The following is a 16,301-nucleotide window of genomic DNA, read 5'->3' as shown; positions in this document are numbered from 1 at the left end:
GTATCGCATTCCCTACTTTTTTAACAGGCTTCCTAAAATTTCATTGTTATGTGTTCCTGCATGTACTCCGACTGTCCCATACGAAGCTTTGAAGAGATTGGACTTAATCGGACATGCAATTTGTTTTTGGGTTGTTCCATCCGGCTTTGCTATTTCCACAAACATATCCCGGTCCTGGAAAAGCGGGTGTGCAACCGTTTCTTCAAAGGTCAATACCGGTTCAACACAAGCATCCACTTCGAAGAAAATAGATTGCCATTCATCAAGCGTCTTTTGCAGGAAAATACTTTGCAGCTGTTCTTTCATCTTTGCAATATCTTCCGGTTTATTACTCATCGCTAATGGAAGTAAATCCGGATGACCGATTGCCTGACATAACTGCTGTCTGAATTTCGGTTCAAGACTGCCGACAGAAAGGTACCGACCATCCAGCGTTTCATAATAACCATATAAGGAGCCGCCGTTTAAGATCAGCTCTTCACGTGGCAGCGGTTTTCCTTCTGCTAAATAATCATGGGCAAACAAGGCATTTAGCGTTAATGCGCAGTCCGTCATACTAATATCAAGATGCTGCCCTACCCCCGTTTTATCCCGATAAATGACAGCCGATAAAATACCGATTACTGCATGCATTGATCCACCTGCCAAGTCGGCCACCTGAAAACCTATATTTGCCGGGCCATTTTCTTTCGTGCCGGAGTAGCCTTGCACTCCCGACAAGGATATATAATTAATATCATGCCCGCCACGCTCACGATATAGACCTGTTTGACCATAGCCTGTAATGGAACAGTAAATTAAGCCAGGATTGATTGTTCTAAGCGTTTCATAATCGAGACCAAGGCGCGCCATCACGCCAGGCCGGAACTGCTCAACTACAATATCATATTGCTGCTCCTTTAAAAGCTCCTTTAGCGATTTGACTACTTCCGGAGACTTCAAATCGACCGCCAGCGACTTTTTAGAGCGTTGCAAATAATCATTCGGCCCCCATTGCTTCCCTTCTTCTACCGGTTTGGTAACATGTACAACTTCCGCTCCAAGATCCGCCAGCATCATCGTTGCAAACGGGCCTGGCAATAATGTGGAGAAATCCAGCACTTTTAATCCTTTTAACAGCATAAATCTTTCATCCTTCCATATTAAATTAAAGACCGTACTGAAAGCTGAACTTTCAACACGGCCCCCAAATGTTCCATTTATTGATTTGTGACTGGCTTCAAAAAATTTGGAGGGCGCTTTTCAAAGAATGCGCGGATGCCTTCATTTACTTCCCCTGTTGTAAATGTTTTCGCGAAGGCTTCCCGTTCTACTAATAACCCTTTTTCTAACGGCAATTCTTCCGCGGCTAAAATACTCTTTTTAATGAGGCCGATTGCTCCAATGGCACTTTGAGCAAGCGATGTTGCAAATGCGATTGCTTTTTCTTCCACTTCTTCCGGAGCTGCGGCTTCTGTAATTAAGCCGATTGCTGCTGCTTCCTCTGCTTTTAAACGTTTGCTTAAATACATTAATTCGCGCGCTTTTGCTCCGCCTACTAATCTCGTCATACGCTGTGTACCGCCAGCACCAGGCAATAATCCCAATGATGCTTCCGTTAATCCGATTGTGCCGCCACCCATTATACGGAAATCGCATGCAAGTACGAATTCACAGCCACCGCCTAATGCATGACCATTAATTGCGACAATAGTCGGTACCCGCAATGCTTCCAACCGGTTGAAAATACCCTGCACATGTTTTGAACTTTCAGCAAAATCCACGTTTCCATCAGAGCTGCCCATTGCACCCAGATCTGCACCTGCAATAAAGATTTTCGGGTTGGCCGATTTGAACACAATGGCCCGGATTGCCGGATTTTTTTCGACTTCCTCAATCAGTTGCACTAAGTCCTGCTGAATTCCTGCATTTAATGTATTGGCAGGCGGATTATTAATTGTTACAACATGTACACCGTAGTCAAGCTTCTCTATCGTCATTGTTTCAAGGTTCATCCGTTATCCTCCTTATCTTGGGGCCATGCGAATCGCTCCATCGAGTCGAATCGTTTCACCATTTAACATTGGATTTTCAAAAATGGCCGTTACTAAATGGGCATATTCATCCGCTTCCCCTAAACGGGACGGGAATGGAATTTGTTTTCCTAACGCTTCCTTAACTGCTTGAGGCGCACTGTTCATTAAAGGTGTATCGAAAATTCCCGGTGCAATTGTCATAACGCGGATGCCATAGCTAGCCAAGTCCCTTGCGATTGGCAATGTCATTCCTACAATTCCACTTTTGGATGCAGAATAGGCAGCCTGACCGATTTGTCCATCGAACGCCGCGACAGAAGCTGTATTCACAATAACCCCGCGTTCCCCGTGTTCATTCGGTTCATTTGTCATCATGGCAGCTGCAGCTAAACGGATGACATTAAATGTCCCAACTAAATTAACTTGGATAATATAATTAAATTCATCTAATGGGAATACACCTTTTCTGCCCACTACACGAGTTGAAGTACCAAGGCCTGCACAATTCACAACACCTTGGATCGAACCGAATCTTTCCACTGCACCATTAATTGCTGCCTGTACGTCTTCTTCCTTCACAACATTCGTTTTAAAAAATAAACCATTCAATTCATCGGCTATCGCTTGCCCCTTTTCTTCATTTAAGTCCAATATGATAGGATAGCCTCCAGCAGATGCAATCTTTCGTGCAGTTGCTTCACCTAAACCTGATCCTCCACCCGTCACGATAATTGCTTTTTGGTCAAAATTCATCTATTAACCCCTCCTTATTCCTGTTCAATCATTAACCTATTTGTCATTTAGGGCTACGCAATAAGCGGCTCGTCCATAACGACATAATCTGCGTTCTAGTTCATGTACTGAAGTTTATGAACTCCGACCAGCCGACGCTTCTTATTTAGGCAGTGCGTTTTTGTCTAAGTCTTTCAAAGCGGTCTTCAGAATTTTACCTGTTCCGGACTTTGGAATTTCTTCAATGAAAATTATATAATCCGGCACTTTGTATTCGGCAAGTTTCGCTTTGCAGTATTCACGAACATCATCCTCTATTAGCTCGGTGTCTTTCGATACGACATACGCTACCGTTTTTTCACCGAATACTGGGTCCGGTCTGCCGATTACAGAGCATTCTACGACAGCCGGGTGCTGATATAGCAGTTCCTCTATTTCACGAGGGTAAATATTAAACCCGCCACGAATAATGATGTCCTTTTTACGGTCAACGATAAAGTGATAGCCTTCTTCATCACGGTACGCCAAGTCTCCTGTATACAACCAGCCGTCCCTGATCGTATTTGCGGTCTCGTCCGACTTCTTGTAGTACCCTTTCATCATATTCGGCCCTCTAAATAAGATTTCGCCTACTTCATGATTAGCTACTTCATTGCCTTCCGGATCTACCAGTCTCAAATCGATTCCCGGTAATGGCATCCCGACTGAATTGACTTTTTTCGGTAAGCTTCTGTGTGTTGCCATCAGCATGACCGTACTTTCGGTTAAACCGTATCCTTCAGAAATACTGACACCGAACGATTCATTCGTCTTATGCAATAGCTCCGCTGGTAAACTTGCCCCACCTGAACCAGCTGTCCGTAATTTTGAGAAGTCCAGTTGCTCTACTAAATGAGGAACCTGTGCAAAAAAGGCATACATTGTCGGCACACCTAAAAATATTGTAATTTCATGTTCGGCAATCGCTTTTAATGTTTCAACCGGGTGGAACCGTTCTTCCAAATAGATTGCACATCCATGAGCTATCGGTGCCAGGAAGCCTTGAAGTTTTGCATAAGCATGGAACAATGGTAATACACATAGGACACGATCACTTGGAACTAACTGGTTGTATACGGCTGCTGTAATCGCCATCCAGTTTAAATTACCGTGTGTTATCATGGCGCCTTTCGGATTACCGGTTGTACCGGAAGTATAGATGATTTGTGCGACGTCAGATTCATGAAGGGGGACAATTTCTGAAATAGAGGCAGATGTATCTAGCTGATTCCATGATAAATATCGTTCATCTACATGATCACCGTAATTAATAATTGTTTTGACTGTTTTGAATTGATCCATTGCGTTTTCGATAACCGGTTTCGCCGTATCTTCAATAATCAACAATTCAACTTCCGAATCGTTTACGATATATGTTACTTCCTGCTCTTTAAATGTAGGGTTGATCGGAACGACCGTACCTCCATTTGCTAAAATAGCAAAATACGTAATAATATATTCCGGACGATTTGTCATCATTAATGCCACATTCGCACCTTTTGTGACACCCTGATCTTTCAATCCTGCAGCGATATTGTAAACTTTATCTTGTAATTCTTTATAAGTAAGTAGAGCTCTTTTGAAGTGGATGACAGGTTGATCTGGCAAACGGGAAGTTGTTGAAGTAAGCAATTCAACAATATTCATAATAGTAACCTCCTACTTTCAAATTTTCGATCAAAGGAAAGGAGGACCCCCCTTTCCTGATGAAGAGCAATTGCTTTTAATTAAATACTTACTTTAGAACTGATTACTTCTTTAGAAACGTTTACAATGATGTCATCAGGAATACGGAAGCTTAATGATGACGGGTCATTTTGTACGGCTGGGACAAGTTGCGGAATATCTGCCGCATCAATATTAAACTCGTTGAAGCTGTCCGGTAGATTGACTGTATTTCTTAAGTCAACAATTACATTGATGCACTCTTCCAATGTTTCTTGCGGATTTTCTGCGTTTGGAATAATTCCCAGTGCAGGTGCAAATGCATTCACTTTCGGTAAATACATGCTCGGCATATTTTTCATTACACTCGGCATGAGAACTGCATTTGCCAGCCCATGTGGAATGCCGTATTTCGCGCCATACGTATGGGCTATATTGTGGATTGGGATATTGGCCATCGCCGATTGGAAACTTGTAATAGCCATTGCACTTGCTTGTAGCATATTCGCACGTGCAGCCACATTTTTCCCATCACGTACAGCCGTAGTCAAATTTTCGACAATGATTTTTGCGGCATGCAGTGCAAATGCATCCGAGAAATTCGTTGATTTTGTTGAGAAAAATCCTTCTACAGCATGTGTCAGTGCATCCATACCAGTAAACGCTGTTACTCTTGGCGGTAAACCAACAGTTAAGTCAGGATCTAATACCGCAATATCAGAACTCAAATACGGATTCATTAAATTGCACTTCAGGTTCAGCATTTCATTGAATACTACTGAAATACTGGAGATTTCAGAACCCGTTCCAGCTGTAGTAGGAATTGAAATATGCGGAATACCGAACGGCTTTGCATCCGGCCAAACTTCTAAAACGTTCCCTGTTAAAATATACTCAACTTCGTTAACACCATTGTAAAGAGCCCATTTGACAGTTTTAGCTGTATCAATAACACTCCCACCGCCAATTGCAATAATGGAGTCGCCATTACATTCTTTAAAATATTTCAAGCCTCTGTTAATATTGCTCGATTTCGCATCTTGCTGAATATCATCAAATACGCCAGCGAGCTTTATGCCAGGAACCATATCAAATAAGCTTTTGATTTTTTGTGTTAAGCCTGCATTCGTCAATCCTTTATCAGAAAATAGAACAGGGCGCTTTCCACCTAAACCTTGGATTAGATCGGGTACTAAAATATGTGAACCTGCACCACTTCGGATTTCAGGGCGATGTGTGAATTCAAAATAGGAAGTCGTTTTCATCGTATCTCTCCATTCATTTTTCGATTAAAAGATTAGTCCTAAAGCTGGGCGCTGTGCATTTTCCGTCGTAAGTGAAGTGCAAATATTTTTAAGCTCTGTGTAGTCATCAAACACTTGAGCTCCCTGTTCACGACCTAAGCCACTTTGCTTATAGCCACCGAATGGAGCATCTGTACGGAAAATATGCCAGTCATTGATCCAGATTGTTCCGGCATTGATTTTCGTAGCAATTTCATTTGCTTTCGTCACATCACGACCCCAAACACCGCCTGTTAATCCATATTCCGTATCATTTGCGATGGCGATTGCTTCTTCTTCTGTTGAATATTTAATCACGCATAATACCGGCCCAAAGATTTCTTCTCTCGCAATCTTCATATCGTTCGTCACATCTGCGAAAATCGTCGGCTCGATGAAATACCCGTTCTCCAGCCCTGGACCTGCTGCACGTTTACCCCCACATACAAGTTTTGCTCCCTCATCAATACCAGACTGAATATAGTCAAGGATTTTATTCATCTGTGTTTCCGAGATGACCGGTCCCATTCCAGTCGTCATATCAAGCGGCTGTCCAAGTTTTATTTTCTTCGTTGTCTCAACTAGTTGTTGCACGACAATGTCATAAATGGATTCATGTACGATGAGACGTGTACTCGCTTCACATACTTGTCCTGAATGGAAAAATACGCCGAGCAGAATTCCTGGGATAGCCACTTCGAGATTTACATCAGGAAGCACGATCGCAGGCGCCTTTCCTCCAAGTTCAAGCGTAACTTTCTTAACTGTACCTGCAGCTTGTGCCATAATTTTTCTGCCTACTTCTGTAGATCCAGTAAACGCCACTTTCGATACATCTGGATGTGTAACAAGTGCATCGCCCACTTCAGCTCCAGGACCTGTTACGACATTAATAACCCCTGGTGGAATACCTGCTTCAACTGCTAATTGTGCAAGCTTCAATGTACCTAATGGTGTATTGGAAGCCGGCTTAATAATGATGGAGTTCCCCATCGCAATTGCCGGTGCGATTTTCCACATCGCTAAAACTAACGGGAAGTTAAATGGTGTAATCGCCGCTACTACTCCGAGTGGTTCACGAACAAGCAGACTACGATTTGCACCTAATTGTTCGTTGACCGGAAGAGCTGTTACTGCCTCATATTTCAGCGATAAATCCGCTGTTTGAGTAAGAGAAAGCACTAACTGCCGAATATCTGCGCCACCCAATTTACGTAGTGTCGCCCCCGTACTAATCCCTTCTAAGAAAATGATTTCCTGCGCATGCTGTCTGATTTTCCCCGCAAATTGCATCATGATCTGTGCACGTTCTGCCTGCGTTTTTCCTGACCAGACACCTGATTCAAAAACTTCTTTCGCATTTTGAACCGCATTATTCACATCGTCCTGATTTCCTTTTGAAACTTTCGCTACGACTTCTGAAGTAGCCGGATTGATCACATCAAAAAATTCACCTGAAGCAGGTGGTGTCCATTCACCATTGATAAACTGCGGAAAGATTTTAACTTGTACGTCTGTCGTCATCCTTCATCCCCCTCTAAATAGCAAACTGTTTATTACAGCGTCTGAATGAATACTTCCTATACTTCTTCTAAAGCAATGTCCGTATTATAGATTTCTTCTAACGTCTTTCCTTTAGCTCGGGAAAGCACTGTCAGACGTGCCTGTAATTGCTTCATGGCAAATTCCATCGATTTTCCTCGTTCAATTCCAAGACTTGTTACTTGTTTGTCTTCTTTCCCTTCTGTTAACATCATCGCAATCGGTAACAGCTCCTGCAGTCTTTGCTGTACGCGTTCAAACAGCTCCAGTTCAGGATTCTCGCTAATTAGGCGCTGAATAAGGAATGTACCAAAACCTATATGACGTCCTTCGTCACGCTTAACGTTTCGAATTCCTGATATAAATCCCGGGAACAAATTTGCGCTTGATAGTGCTTCATGGAAGAACCAGTAACCTGTTTCAGCCAAAACACCTTCTGCAAAAATATTATAAGTAACCGCAGCATCTATCATTGCTTCCGGTGACTGATCTTCAATCAATCTGCTCATCACTGCTGGCAGCGTTTCATCAAATAGCTTCCGGTAGCCTGGTGTCAGTAAATGAGTCAAATCATCCTTTACGCCGATTTCTTCCAGGAACAGACTGAAAAATTCAGCATGTTTCGCTTCTTCAAAAAGGAAAGTTGTTAAATAAGATTCCTCTTCGAACCATCCCTTTTTAGAAACCGCCATAATCATCGGTAAAATATCTTGTGTGACCGCTTCTTCACCGCCAATAAATTGGGCAAACTGAGTAAGCACCTCTAATTGCTGTTCTTCATTTAATTTCTTCCAATCTTCTTTATCTTGCGTAAAGTCGATATCTACCGGATTCCAGATTCCGAACTTTTTTGCCTTTTGATACAAATTATACGGTAGTGAATTTTTGTTGATTTCCTGTTTAGTCGTGACGTATTCTCTCATTGCGAGCTCCTCCTTAAATTTTGTTTGTTACTCCATAACTGCGTAATGATAAAAGAGATTCTCCTGTAAATATTGCAGTCAACATCACAAATTTTACGTAACGAGTCATCTCTCTAGAACAACGTTGAAAGCAATTATTTTTTTATTTCAAAAAATGCTTTCACCTTTACTTCAGCAGATTCATTAACTGCTTCTGCCTCACAAATCCAGCAAGTTTCATTTTCATCGACAACACGGCCTTGTATAGTTATTCTTTCTCCTGGTCTTGTCATTGCTTTAAATCTCGTTGTGAATTTCTTCAGGTTCTTTACTTCAAACCATTGCCCAATTGCTTGCCCGACAAAGCCCATAACCAACATGCCATGTGCAATGACCCCGCCTAAACCCGCTGCCTCTGCAAATGGGACAACGGTATGGATCGGATTGAAGTCTCCGGATGCACCTGCATATCGAACGAGCTGCGTATGCGTTATTTCTTCCTTCTGTAAAGGTTCCAGCGTCTGGCCTATTTCCATAAAATAACCCCCTAATGCCTTTCGATAATCGTGGATCGACTGATTAAAACCGTTTCACCATGTTTATCCAAATAATCTTTTCGTATGATAAAGAAGTTCATCGCCGCTTTTGAATAAGCTTTTTCAATGACCCCATGTACTGTAATTTCTTCATTGGGAACGATTTCCCTGAAATATTCATACTCCTGCTCGCCATGGAGAACCTTTTTCATGTTTAAATTTAATAGCTCGGACGAGGAAGCACCACCACCCCAAAAGTCGATTACTGTCGGGAATGTAGGTGGAACCGCTTCACCATTCAAATACTCCTCTTTCAGATCACCAATCGCTTGGGCCAATTCTTTGATTTTTCCTTTTTCAACTCGAAAGGTATAGGCTTCTAACTTCAGACCAACTTTTTCCTTAAGCCCTGTACTCAAAAAATTACCTCCTCCAATTTAATTTGTGTTATTTTCAGATAATTCAAATCATATTACTAGATTGATACGGGCGGTGCTTTCTTTAAATATTCTTTATGAATTTGAGCAGCAATAATATTTTTTTGAATTTCAGATGTGCCTTCATATATTTTCGTAATACGTGCATCCCGATAATATCTTTCAACAGGGAACTCTTTCATATAGCCGAGGCCACCATGAATTTGCACAGCTTTATCTGCTATGCGATTATAAATTTCCGAACCTAAAAGTTTTGCCATCGCGGCCTCTTTGATGACATTCATCCCCTGGTCCACCATCCATGCCACTCGGTACGTAAAGGATCTCAATGTTTCGATATCCAATGCCATTTCCGCCAAGTAATGTTGAATGATTTGCTGTTCAAAAATTGGCTTTCCGAACTGTTCACGCTCATGCGCATATTTGACGGATAGCTCAAAAAGCTTTTGCGCTGAGCCTAAATTTCTCGCCGCGAGCCCAGCACGACCATTTGCCAAAATGGTTAAGGCATTGACATAACCTAATCCTTCTACACCAAGCACATTTTCGACCGGCACTTCACAATCCTCGAAGAAAATCTCAGAAGAATGGGATCCGCGAAGCCCCATTTTTTCTTCTGTTTTTCCAATGATTAAACCAGGAGCGCTTTTATCCACAAGGAAAGAAGTAATTCCTTTTGCGCCTTTAGTTGGATCGGTTACAGCCATTACTGTAAAAACCCCAGCAATCGGCGCATTTGTAATATACTGCTTCGCGCCATTCAGAATATATTTGTCTCCTTTACGAACGGCCGTTGTTTTTAAAGCTGCTGCATGAGAACCCGCAGTCGTTTCAGTTAAAGCAAACGCACCAATAATTTCACCCGAAGCCATGCGGGGTAAATATTTTTGCTTTTGCTCTTCCGTCCCCAATTCCACAATCCCGACCGATCCAATTCCTGTATGTGCACCGATTACCGTCATATAACCGTTCGATGTACGGCCGATTTCTTCAAAAAGGCTACATTTCCCGACCATATCAATGCCTGTACCACCGTATTCTGCAGGGATACTTAGACCGAATAAACCCATTTCTTTTGACTTTTCCATAATATGTTCCGGTATTCGGTCTTCACGATCAATCTCTCCTGCAAGTGGATCCACCACATTGTCTATAAACTCTCGAATTGTTTTTTTCATTTCGATTAAATCGGGTGGTAGCTGAAAGTCCATTTTTCTCTCTCCCTTCCAATTTAACAGTCCAAACAATTATACTAATGGGGCATACGGGAAGACTTGCGCACTAGCTTCAAGCGGTGTAAAACTTGATTGAAGCGAGCCTTTGATTGCACTTAAGCTATCAACGGACCAGCCTTTCGCATTGAATACCGAGCGAATCGGACGCGGCTGAGAAAACACCATAATTTCCTTACCTCGTACACCAAATATTTGACCGGAAATATCGGCAGCTTCATCCGATGCCAAAAAGGCAACTAATGGCGCAATATGAGCTGGTGAAAGCTGTTTCAGTCTTTCCACTCGCTCTTTTTCATCCTCTGTCTCTGTAGGGATTGTCCCGATTAATCGGCTCCATGCAAACGGGGCAATCGCATTCGATGTAACATTATACCGGGCCATATCTAACGCAGTACTTTTACTTAATCCGACAATCCCTAATTTAGCAGCTGAATAATTGGCTTGCCCCACATTACCGATTAACCCGGATGTGGAGGTGAAATGAATAAAACGCCCACTTTTTTGTTCTTTAAAGATTGTTGATGCCGCTCGTGTCATATTAAAAGAACCCTTTAAGTGAACCGCAATTACTGTATCCCACTCTTCTTCGCTCATTTTAAACAACATCCGGTCACGTAAAATACCTGCATTATTCACGACGATATCTAAGCGGCCAAATCGTGATAATGCTGTGTCTATAATATTGGAAGCAGATTCATAGTCAGCAACGGAATCATAGTTGGCTACAGCATCTCCGCCAATGTCCTGTATTTCCTGCACCACTTCATCTGCAATTTTTGTATCATTTCCTTGCCCATCGGATCCGCCACCTAAATCATTGACTACAACTTTTGCTCCTTCTTTCGCTAGAAGTAAGGCAATATCTCGTCCAATACCTCGACCGGAACCTGTGACAATTGCAACTTTATCTTTTAAATTCGACATAGTTAACATCCTTTCTTATTTGGCTCATTACACTAATTGTTTGTATTCTTCCGTAAGAGCAGCCCGGAATTTCGGATGCGCAATGGCAATTAGGCTTTGCGCCCGTTCACTTAAAGATTTTCCAAACAGTTTTGCAATACCATACTCTGTGACAACGTAGTCGATTTCAGACTTTAATGACGTCACGTATTTTGTATGAATCTTTATCCGGGATTCCGCTCCGTTTTTCGCCGTAGAAGGCAGCGCAATAATTGCTCTTCCACCTGGAGAAAGCTTTGATCCGTGAATAAAATCCATTTGACCTCCAACCCCAGCAACAACATGGGAGTCCTCAACTTGCTCGGCATTGATTTGGCCGGACAGGCTTACTTCCAACGCCGAGTTAATTGAATAAAAAAGACTAATTTTCGATATAATCGCTGCATTATGGGTGTAACTTACCGGATACAGTTCAACGCTTTTATTTTGATGACAAAACTTATATAAATCATTTGTTCCTGTAAGTGTTGTGCAAACGGTTTTATGCCGGTTGATCTCTTTTCGTTCATTTGTAATAACTCCAAGATTAATGAGCTGCATTATCTCATCGGAAATCGAACCCGAATGCACTCCTAATCCTGCTTTGGACTGGAGTGACCGGACAATACTAGCAGCGATTTTACCGACGCCAACTTGTATCGTCGCATAATCAGGGATTAGCGTTGCCACGTATTTACCGATAGCTAATTCTTCTTTAGCCGGATGACTGTTTGGAATCGTGAGTAACGGTCGGTCAGATGGAACAAACTTGTCGATCTGGGATACATGGACGAGAGTTTCTCCACATGTATAAGGAAGATTGCTGTTTACTTCAGCAATTACAACCGTCGCTTCCTTTATCAATGTCTGTACAACATCTACCGAAAGACCAAGACTACAAAAACCGTTTGCATCTGGACGGGAAACCTGAATAAGTGCAACATCAATTTTCTCTTCTTTGATCCACCGAGGGATGTCCGAGAAATTTACAGGAACGTAATCACAATTATTATTTTCGTATGCTTTTTTCAATAAGGTTGAATTTAAGAATGTTCGAATTCTAAAGTGTGGATGACATATGGGATCCGCATATTTACACGGACTCCCTAAAATGATGGTGTATAATAAAATCTCTTGTAATCGCGCCTTTTGACGAATCAATTCTTCTACAAGTACTTGAGGTTCATTACACATCGGTGCCAAAAATATCGTTTGAGAGGATTCAATAAGTTGGATTGCGTTTTCAGCAGTAGTACATTTTTTTGTATAGTGGGGTTTCCAATCGGTATTGTTCATCGTGATCAGCTCCGGTTCCGTATCTACAACTGCATATTTTCAACAATTGTTGTAATACCAAGACCGCCGCCAATACAGAATGTAACTAGACCGTATTTTTCTCCACGTCTTTCCATTTCATGAAGCAGCTTCGTCATTAATACACCACCTGTGCCGCCAATCGGATGACCAAGTGCGATTGCGCCCCCATTTACATTTACTCGGTTTATATCCATGCCAAGTTCCTTGATGACGGCCAAGGATTGAGCTGCAAAGGCTTCATTTAATTCTATTAAACCGATTTGATCAAGTGTTAAATCCGCTAATTGCAATGCTTTTCTAGTTGCCGGGGCAGGGCCAATTCCCATAATTTCCGGTGAAACTCCTGATACAGCTTGCGCAATAATTTTCGCCTTAGGTTTTTTATCATACTGTGCAGCCGCTTCTTCCGACATGAGCATAATCACACCCGCTCCATCATTACGACCGCTTGTATTCCCGGCAGTAACTGTACCGTTTTCTTTAAAAACCGGTTTTAATTGAGATAATTTTTCGAATGTTGTTTCTCTCGGATGTTCGTCTACTTTAAATTCGACCGTTCCTTTTTTCGTCTTCACTTCAAATGGGACGATTTGATCCTTGAACAATCCCGTTTCGATGGCTCTTTTTGCATTCTCCTGGCTCCTTAAGGCAAACTCATCTTGTTCACTTCGGGAAATGGCGTATTTTACAGCCAAGTTTTCAGCAGTCATTCCCATTGTTAATGCACCATATGTTTCAATTGGCTGAGCACGAGGTTGACTTTCCGTGTTCGAATCGAGAATTTCACCGTTTCCAGCACCGTAACCGTAACGGACATTCCGCAAATAGTATGGGGCTGTGCTCATGCTTTCAGCTCCACCCGCAATAATAATATCCGAAAGCCCACACATGATTTGCTGAGCACCGCTATTCATTGCCTGCAGACCTGAACCGCATTGCCGGTGAACTGTATAGCCGGTAATTTCAATCGGAAAACCTGCACGTAAAAGGGCTAAGCGGGCTAGATTAGGCGAATCAGTACTTTGCTTTGCTTGTCCGATAATGACTTCATCGATTTTATCCTTACCAATTCCGGTACGAACAGTAATTTCGTCCAACACTTTTGCCGCAAGATAATCTACCTCTACATTTTTTAATGTTTCGCCCATACGACCAACTGCTGTACGTACAGAGTCTATAATTACGGCATTTTTCATTGCGTCTCACCTCATTAATTCATATTACGTATCATGTGTTTATACTTGATGAAATAATTTCGGATTTATTACAGCCCCAAATTTTTGGCAATAATGACTTTCATAATTTCGTTGGAACCGGCGAAAATTGGTGTAACGGCAATATCCCGGAATCGTCTCGCAATCTTATATTCTTCCATATAGCCGTAGCCGCCATGTAATTGCATACACTCTACTGATATTTTGCGAGCCATATCCGTTGTCCACCATTTGGCCATTGATACTTCCGTCACGAGATCCTGTCCTTCTAAATGGCGTAAGATCAAATCATCCACAAATGTTTGGCCGATTTTTACTTGTGTCGCAATTTCCGCCAGTGTAAATTGTGTATTCTGGAATTTACCAATTGATTTACCAAACGCTTCCCGCTCTTTTACATATTGCAACGTCAGATCCAGCATATCTTTTGCAGCGGTAATTGCCCCTACTGCCGTGAGCAGACGTTCTTGCTGCAATTTTTGCATTAAATACAAGAACCCTTTTCCTTCTTCCCCAAGAAGATTTTCTGCAGGTACTCGTACATTTTCAAAAATCAGTTCTGCTGTATCCTGACTATGCATACCAACCTTGTCTAATTTTCTTCCACGGGAGAAACCTTCCATCCCTCTCTCAATGATCAATAGGCTTACCCCATTATGGGCAGGTACCGCTTTTGGATCTGTTTTACAGGCAATGATGATGACATCGGAAAGAATTCCGTTCGTAATGAATGTTTTTTGACCATTTACAATATAGTCTGATCCATCTTTCACCGCAGTCGTCGTCATTTTTTGTAAATCAGACCCTGCACCCGGTTCTGTCATCGCAATTGCTGAAATCCATTCACCGCTTACAAACTTCGGAAGGTATTTCATCTTCTGCTCTTCTGTTCCAAAAGAAGTGATATACGGTGTTACGACATTGCTGTGCAGACCAATCCCACTTAAGCCGCCGCCGACTTTTGATAATTCCTCGGACAAAACAATATCAAAGATAAAGTCTAAGCCCGTCCCACCGTACTTTTCCTCTACGCTTGGACATAAAAATCCTTGACTGCCTAGCTTCAACCATAATTCCCGCGGTACAATACGATCGTTTTCCCATTGCGTAAAATAAGGATCAATTTCTTTTTCTACAAATTTTCTAAGAGAATCCCTGAACATAATATGATCATCATTAAAAAATGTACGGGACTCTTTTCTAGATTTCGCCAATGTTTTATTCATTGAATTCACTCTCTCTTCATCATATTTTTAACACCTTTTTATATTGAAAGCGATTACAAATCTTTAAAATATGAATATCGCCTTTATTTAAATTCTCTCAATAATTGTGGCATTGGCCATGCCCATTCCTTCACAAATCGCAAGCAGGCCGTAACGTTGGTTATTACGCTCCATTCGATAAAGCATCGAAGTTAATAATTTCGTTCCGGTTGCGCCAAGTGGATGACCTAGCGCAATTGCACCACCTTCCGGATTCAGTTTCGACAAATCCGCTCCCAGCTCTTTTGCCCAAACTATTGGTACTGGAGCAAATGCTTCATTCACTTCATACGTATCGATCTCTTCAATCGTTAAGTTTGCCTTTTGAAGGACACGTTTTGTCGCTTCAATTGGGCCTGTCAGCATAAGTGTCGGGTCAGAACCTACGACAGTACGCGCGATGATTTTTGCCATCGGTTTCACACCGAGTTCCTCTGCCTTATCACTGGACATAATGAGTACAGCCGACGCACCATCACTCATTTGTGATGAAGTTCCAGCAGAAATAAATCCGTCTTCTTTAAACAGCTTCCTTAAGCCTTGCAGAACTTCAACGGTTGTTCCGGGTCTCGGGCCTTCATCGGTATCCACATCACCAATCGCTACAACTTCATCGTTAAAGTAGCCGGCTTTGATTGCTTCACTGGCACGTTGTTGGCTCAACACAGAATATTCATTAATTTCCTGCTCTGTTAATTGCCATTGTTCTGCAATTCGCTCTGCGGATAAACCTTGGTGGATCAACTCATATTTTTTAATACGGTCACTTTTACGCGTACCCTCCATATTGGATCCCATCGGTACTCGACTCATGCTTTCAATACCACCCGCAATGACAATGTCCATATCGCCAGAAATAATCGCTTGTGCCGCAAAATGGACTGCCTGTAAACTCGAGCCACATTGCCGGTCAATCGTTACACCAGGCACTTCAATCGGAAAGCCTGCCATCAGTGCGGCAATTCGTGCGATATTTCCGCCTTGCTCCAATGTCTGGGAAACACAGCCGAAAATAACATCCTCTACAAGTGCCTTTTCAATTCCTGCTCGACTTACTACCTCCTCCAGTACATCTGCAGCTAAGTCATCTGCTCGTACTTCTGCTAAGACGCCATTTCTTCTGCCTACCGGTGTTCGTGTTGCAGCGACGATTACGGCTTCTCTCATACACTCATTC

Annotated in this window: 15 protein-coding genes; all 15 read right to left on the bottom strand. The window is 42.2% G+C overall.

Features of this window, described 5'->3' with window-relative positions; translation table 11 throughout:
* Positions 1-12: 12 nt before the first annotated feature.
* Positions 13-1,122, bottom strand: coding sequence for a CaiB/BaiF CoA-transferase family protein (locus MHH37_RS07410; protein WP_342575669.1), 1,110 nt, complete (start codon positions 1,120-1,122; stop codon positions 13-15).
* Between the two features lie 77 nt (positions 1,123-1,199).
* On the bottom strand, positions 1,200-1,994 hold the full coding sequence (locus tag MHH37_RS07405; protein ID WP_342575668.1) for an enoyl-CoA hydratase/isomerase family protein: 795 nt from the start codon (positions 1,992-1,994) through the stop codon (positions 1,200-1,202).
* 12 nt (positions 1,995-2,006) lie between these two features.
* The gene (locus MHH37_RS07400; RefSeq protein WP_342575667.1) at positions 2,007-2,768 is read right to left on the bottom strand and encodes a 3-hydroxyacyl-CoA dehydrogenase; all 762 of its coding nucleotides are present in this window, start codon (positions 2,766-2,768) and stop codon (positions 2,007-2,009) included.
* A 141-nt stretch (positions 2,769-2,909) separates the two neighbouring features.
* Positions 2,910-4,433, bottom strand: coding sequence for a long-chain-fatty-acid--CoA ligase (locus MHH37_RS07395; protein ID WP_342575665.1), 1,524 nt, complete (start codon positions 4,431-4,433; stop codon positions 2,910-2,912).
* 80 nt (positions 4,434-4,513) lie between these two features.
* Positions 4,514-5,716 (bottom strand): iron-containing alcohol dehydrogenase, encoded by a 1,203-nt coding sequence (locus MHH37_RS07390; RefSeq protein ID WP_342575663.1) that lies wholly within the window; start codon positions 5,714-5,716, stop codon positions 4,514-4,516.
* Between the two features lie 24 nt (positions 5,717-5,740).
* On the bottom strand, positions 5,741-7,258 hold the full coding sequence (locus tag MHH37_RS07385; RefSeq protein ID WP_008404766.1) for an aldehyde dehydrogenase family protein: 1,518 nt from the start codon (positions 7,256-7,258) through the stop codon (positions 5,741-5,743).
* Positions 7,259-7,314: 56 nt separating this feature from the next.
* On the bottom strand, positions 7,315-8,199 hold the full coding sequence (locus tag MHH37_RS07380) for a R2-like ligand-binding oxidase (RefSeq protein WP_342575660.1): 885 nt from the start codon (positions 8,197-8,199) through the stop codon (positions 7,315-7,317).
* A 134-nt stretch (positions 8,200-8,333) separates the two neighbouring features.
* Complete coding sequence (locus MHH37_RS07375; RefSeq protein WP_008404768.1) at positions 8,334-8,714, bottom strand: MaoC/PaaZ C-terminal domain-containing protein; 381 nt, start codon at positions 8,712-8,714, stop codon at positions 8,334-8,336.
* Between the two features lie 11 nt (positions 8,715-8,725).
* A complete protein-coding gene (locus MHH37_RS07370; protein ID WP_342575659.1) occupies positions 8,726-9,133 on the bottom strand; it encodes a MaoC family dehydratase N-terminal domain-containing protein in 408 nt (135 codons plus the stop codon).
* Between the two features lie 56 nt (positions 9,134-9,189).
* On the bottom strand, positions 9,190-10,362 hold the full coding sequence (locus MHH37_RS07365) for an acyl-CoA dehydrogenase family protein (protein ID WP_342575658.1): 1,173 nt from the start codon (positions 10,360-10,362) through the stop codon (positions 9,190-9,192).
* Positions 10,363-10,398: 36 nt separating this feature from the next.
* Positions 10,399-11,310 carry an SDR family NAD(P)-dependent oxidoreductase gene (locus MHH37_RS07360; protein ID WP_342575657.1) on the bottom strand — a complete coding sequence of 304 codons (912 nt, stop codon included), beginning with the start codon at positions 11,308-11,310 and terminating at the stop codon, positions 10,399-10,401.
* A 27-nt stretch (positions 11,311-11,337) separates the two neighbouring features.
* Entirely contained in the window at positions 11,338-12,624 is a 1,287-nt protein-coding gene (locus tag MHH37_RS07355; protein ID WP_342575655.1) for an acetyl-CoA hydrolase/transferase C-terminal domain-containing protein, read from the bottom strand.
* A gap of 23 nt (positions 12,625-12,647) precedes the next feature.
* A complete protein-coding gene (locus MHH37_RS07350) occupies positions 12,648-13,841 on the bottom strand; it encodes a thiolase family protein (RefSeq protein WP_342575653.1) in 1,194 nt (397 codons plus the stop codon).
* Between the two features lie 68 nt (positions 13,842-13,909).
* Entirely contained in the window at positions 13,910-15,085 is a 1,176-nt protein-coding gene (locus MHH37_RS07345) for an acyl-CoA dehydrogenase family protein (protein WP_342575651.1), read from the bottom strand.
* Positions 15,086-15,172: 87 nt separating this feature from the next.
* Positions 15,173-16,291 (bottom strand): thiolase family protein, encoded by a 1,119-nt coding sequence (locus MHH37_RS07340; RefSeq protein WP_008404777.1) that lies wholly within the window; start codon positions 16,289-16,291, stop codon positions 15,173-15,175.
* Positions 16,292-16,301: the final 10 nt, after the last annotated feature.

The organism is Solibacillus sp. FSL K6-1781, assembly GCF_038630735.1.
Lineage (GTDB): Bacteria > Bacillota > Bacilli > Bacillales_A > Planococcaceae > Solibacillus > Solibacillus silvestris.
The sequence above is the reverse complement of the archived record's forward strand: the minus strand, read 5'-3'. Positions and strand labels throughout refer to the sequence as shown.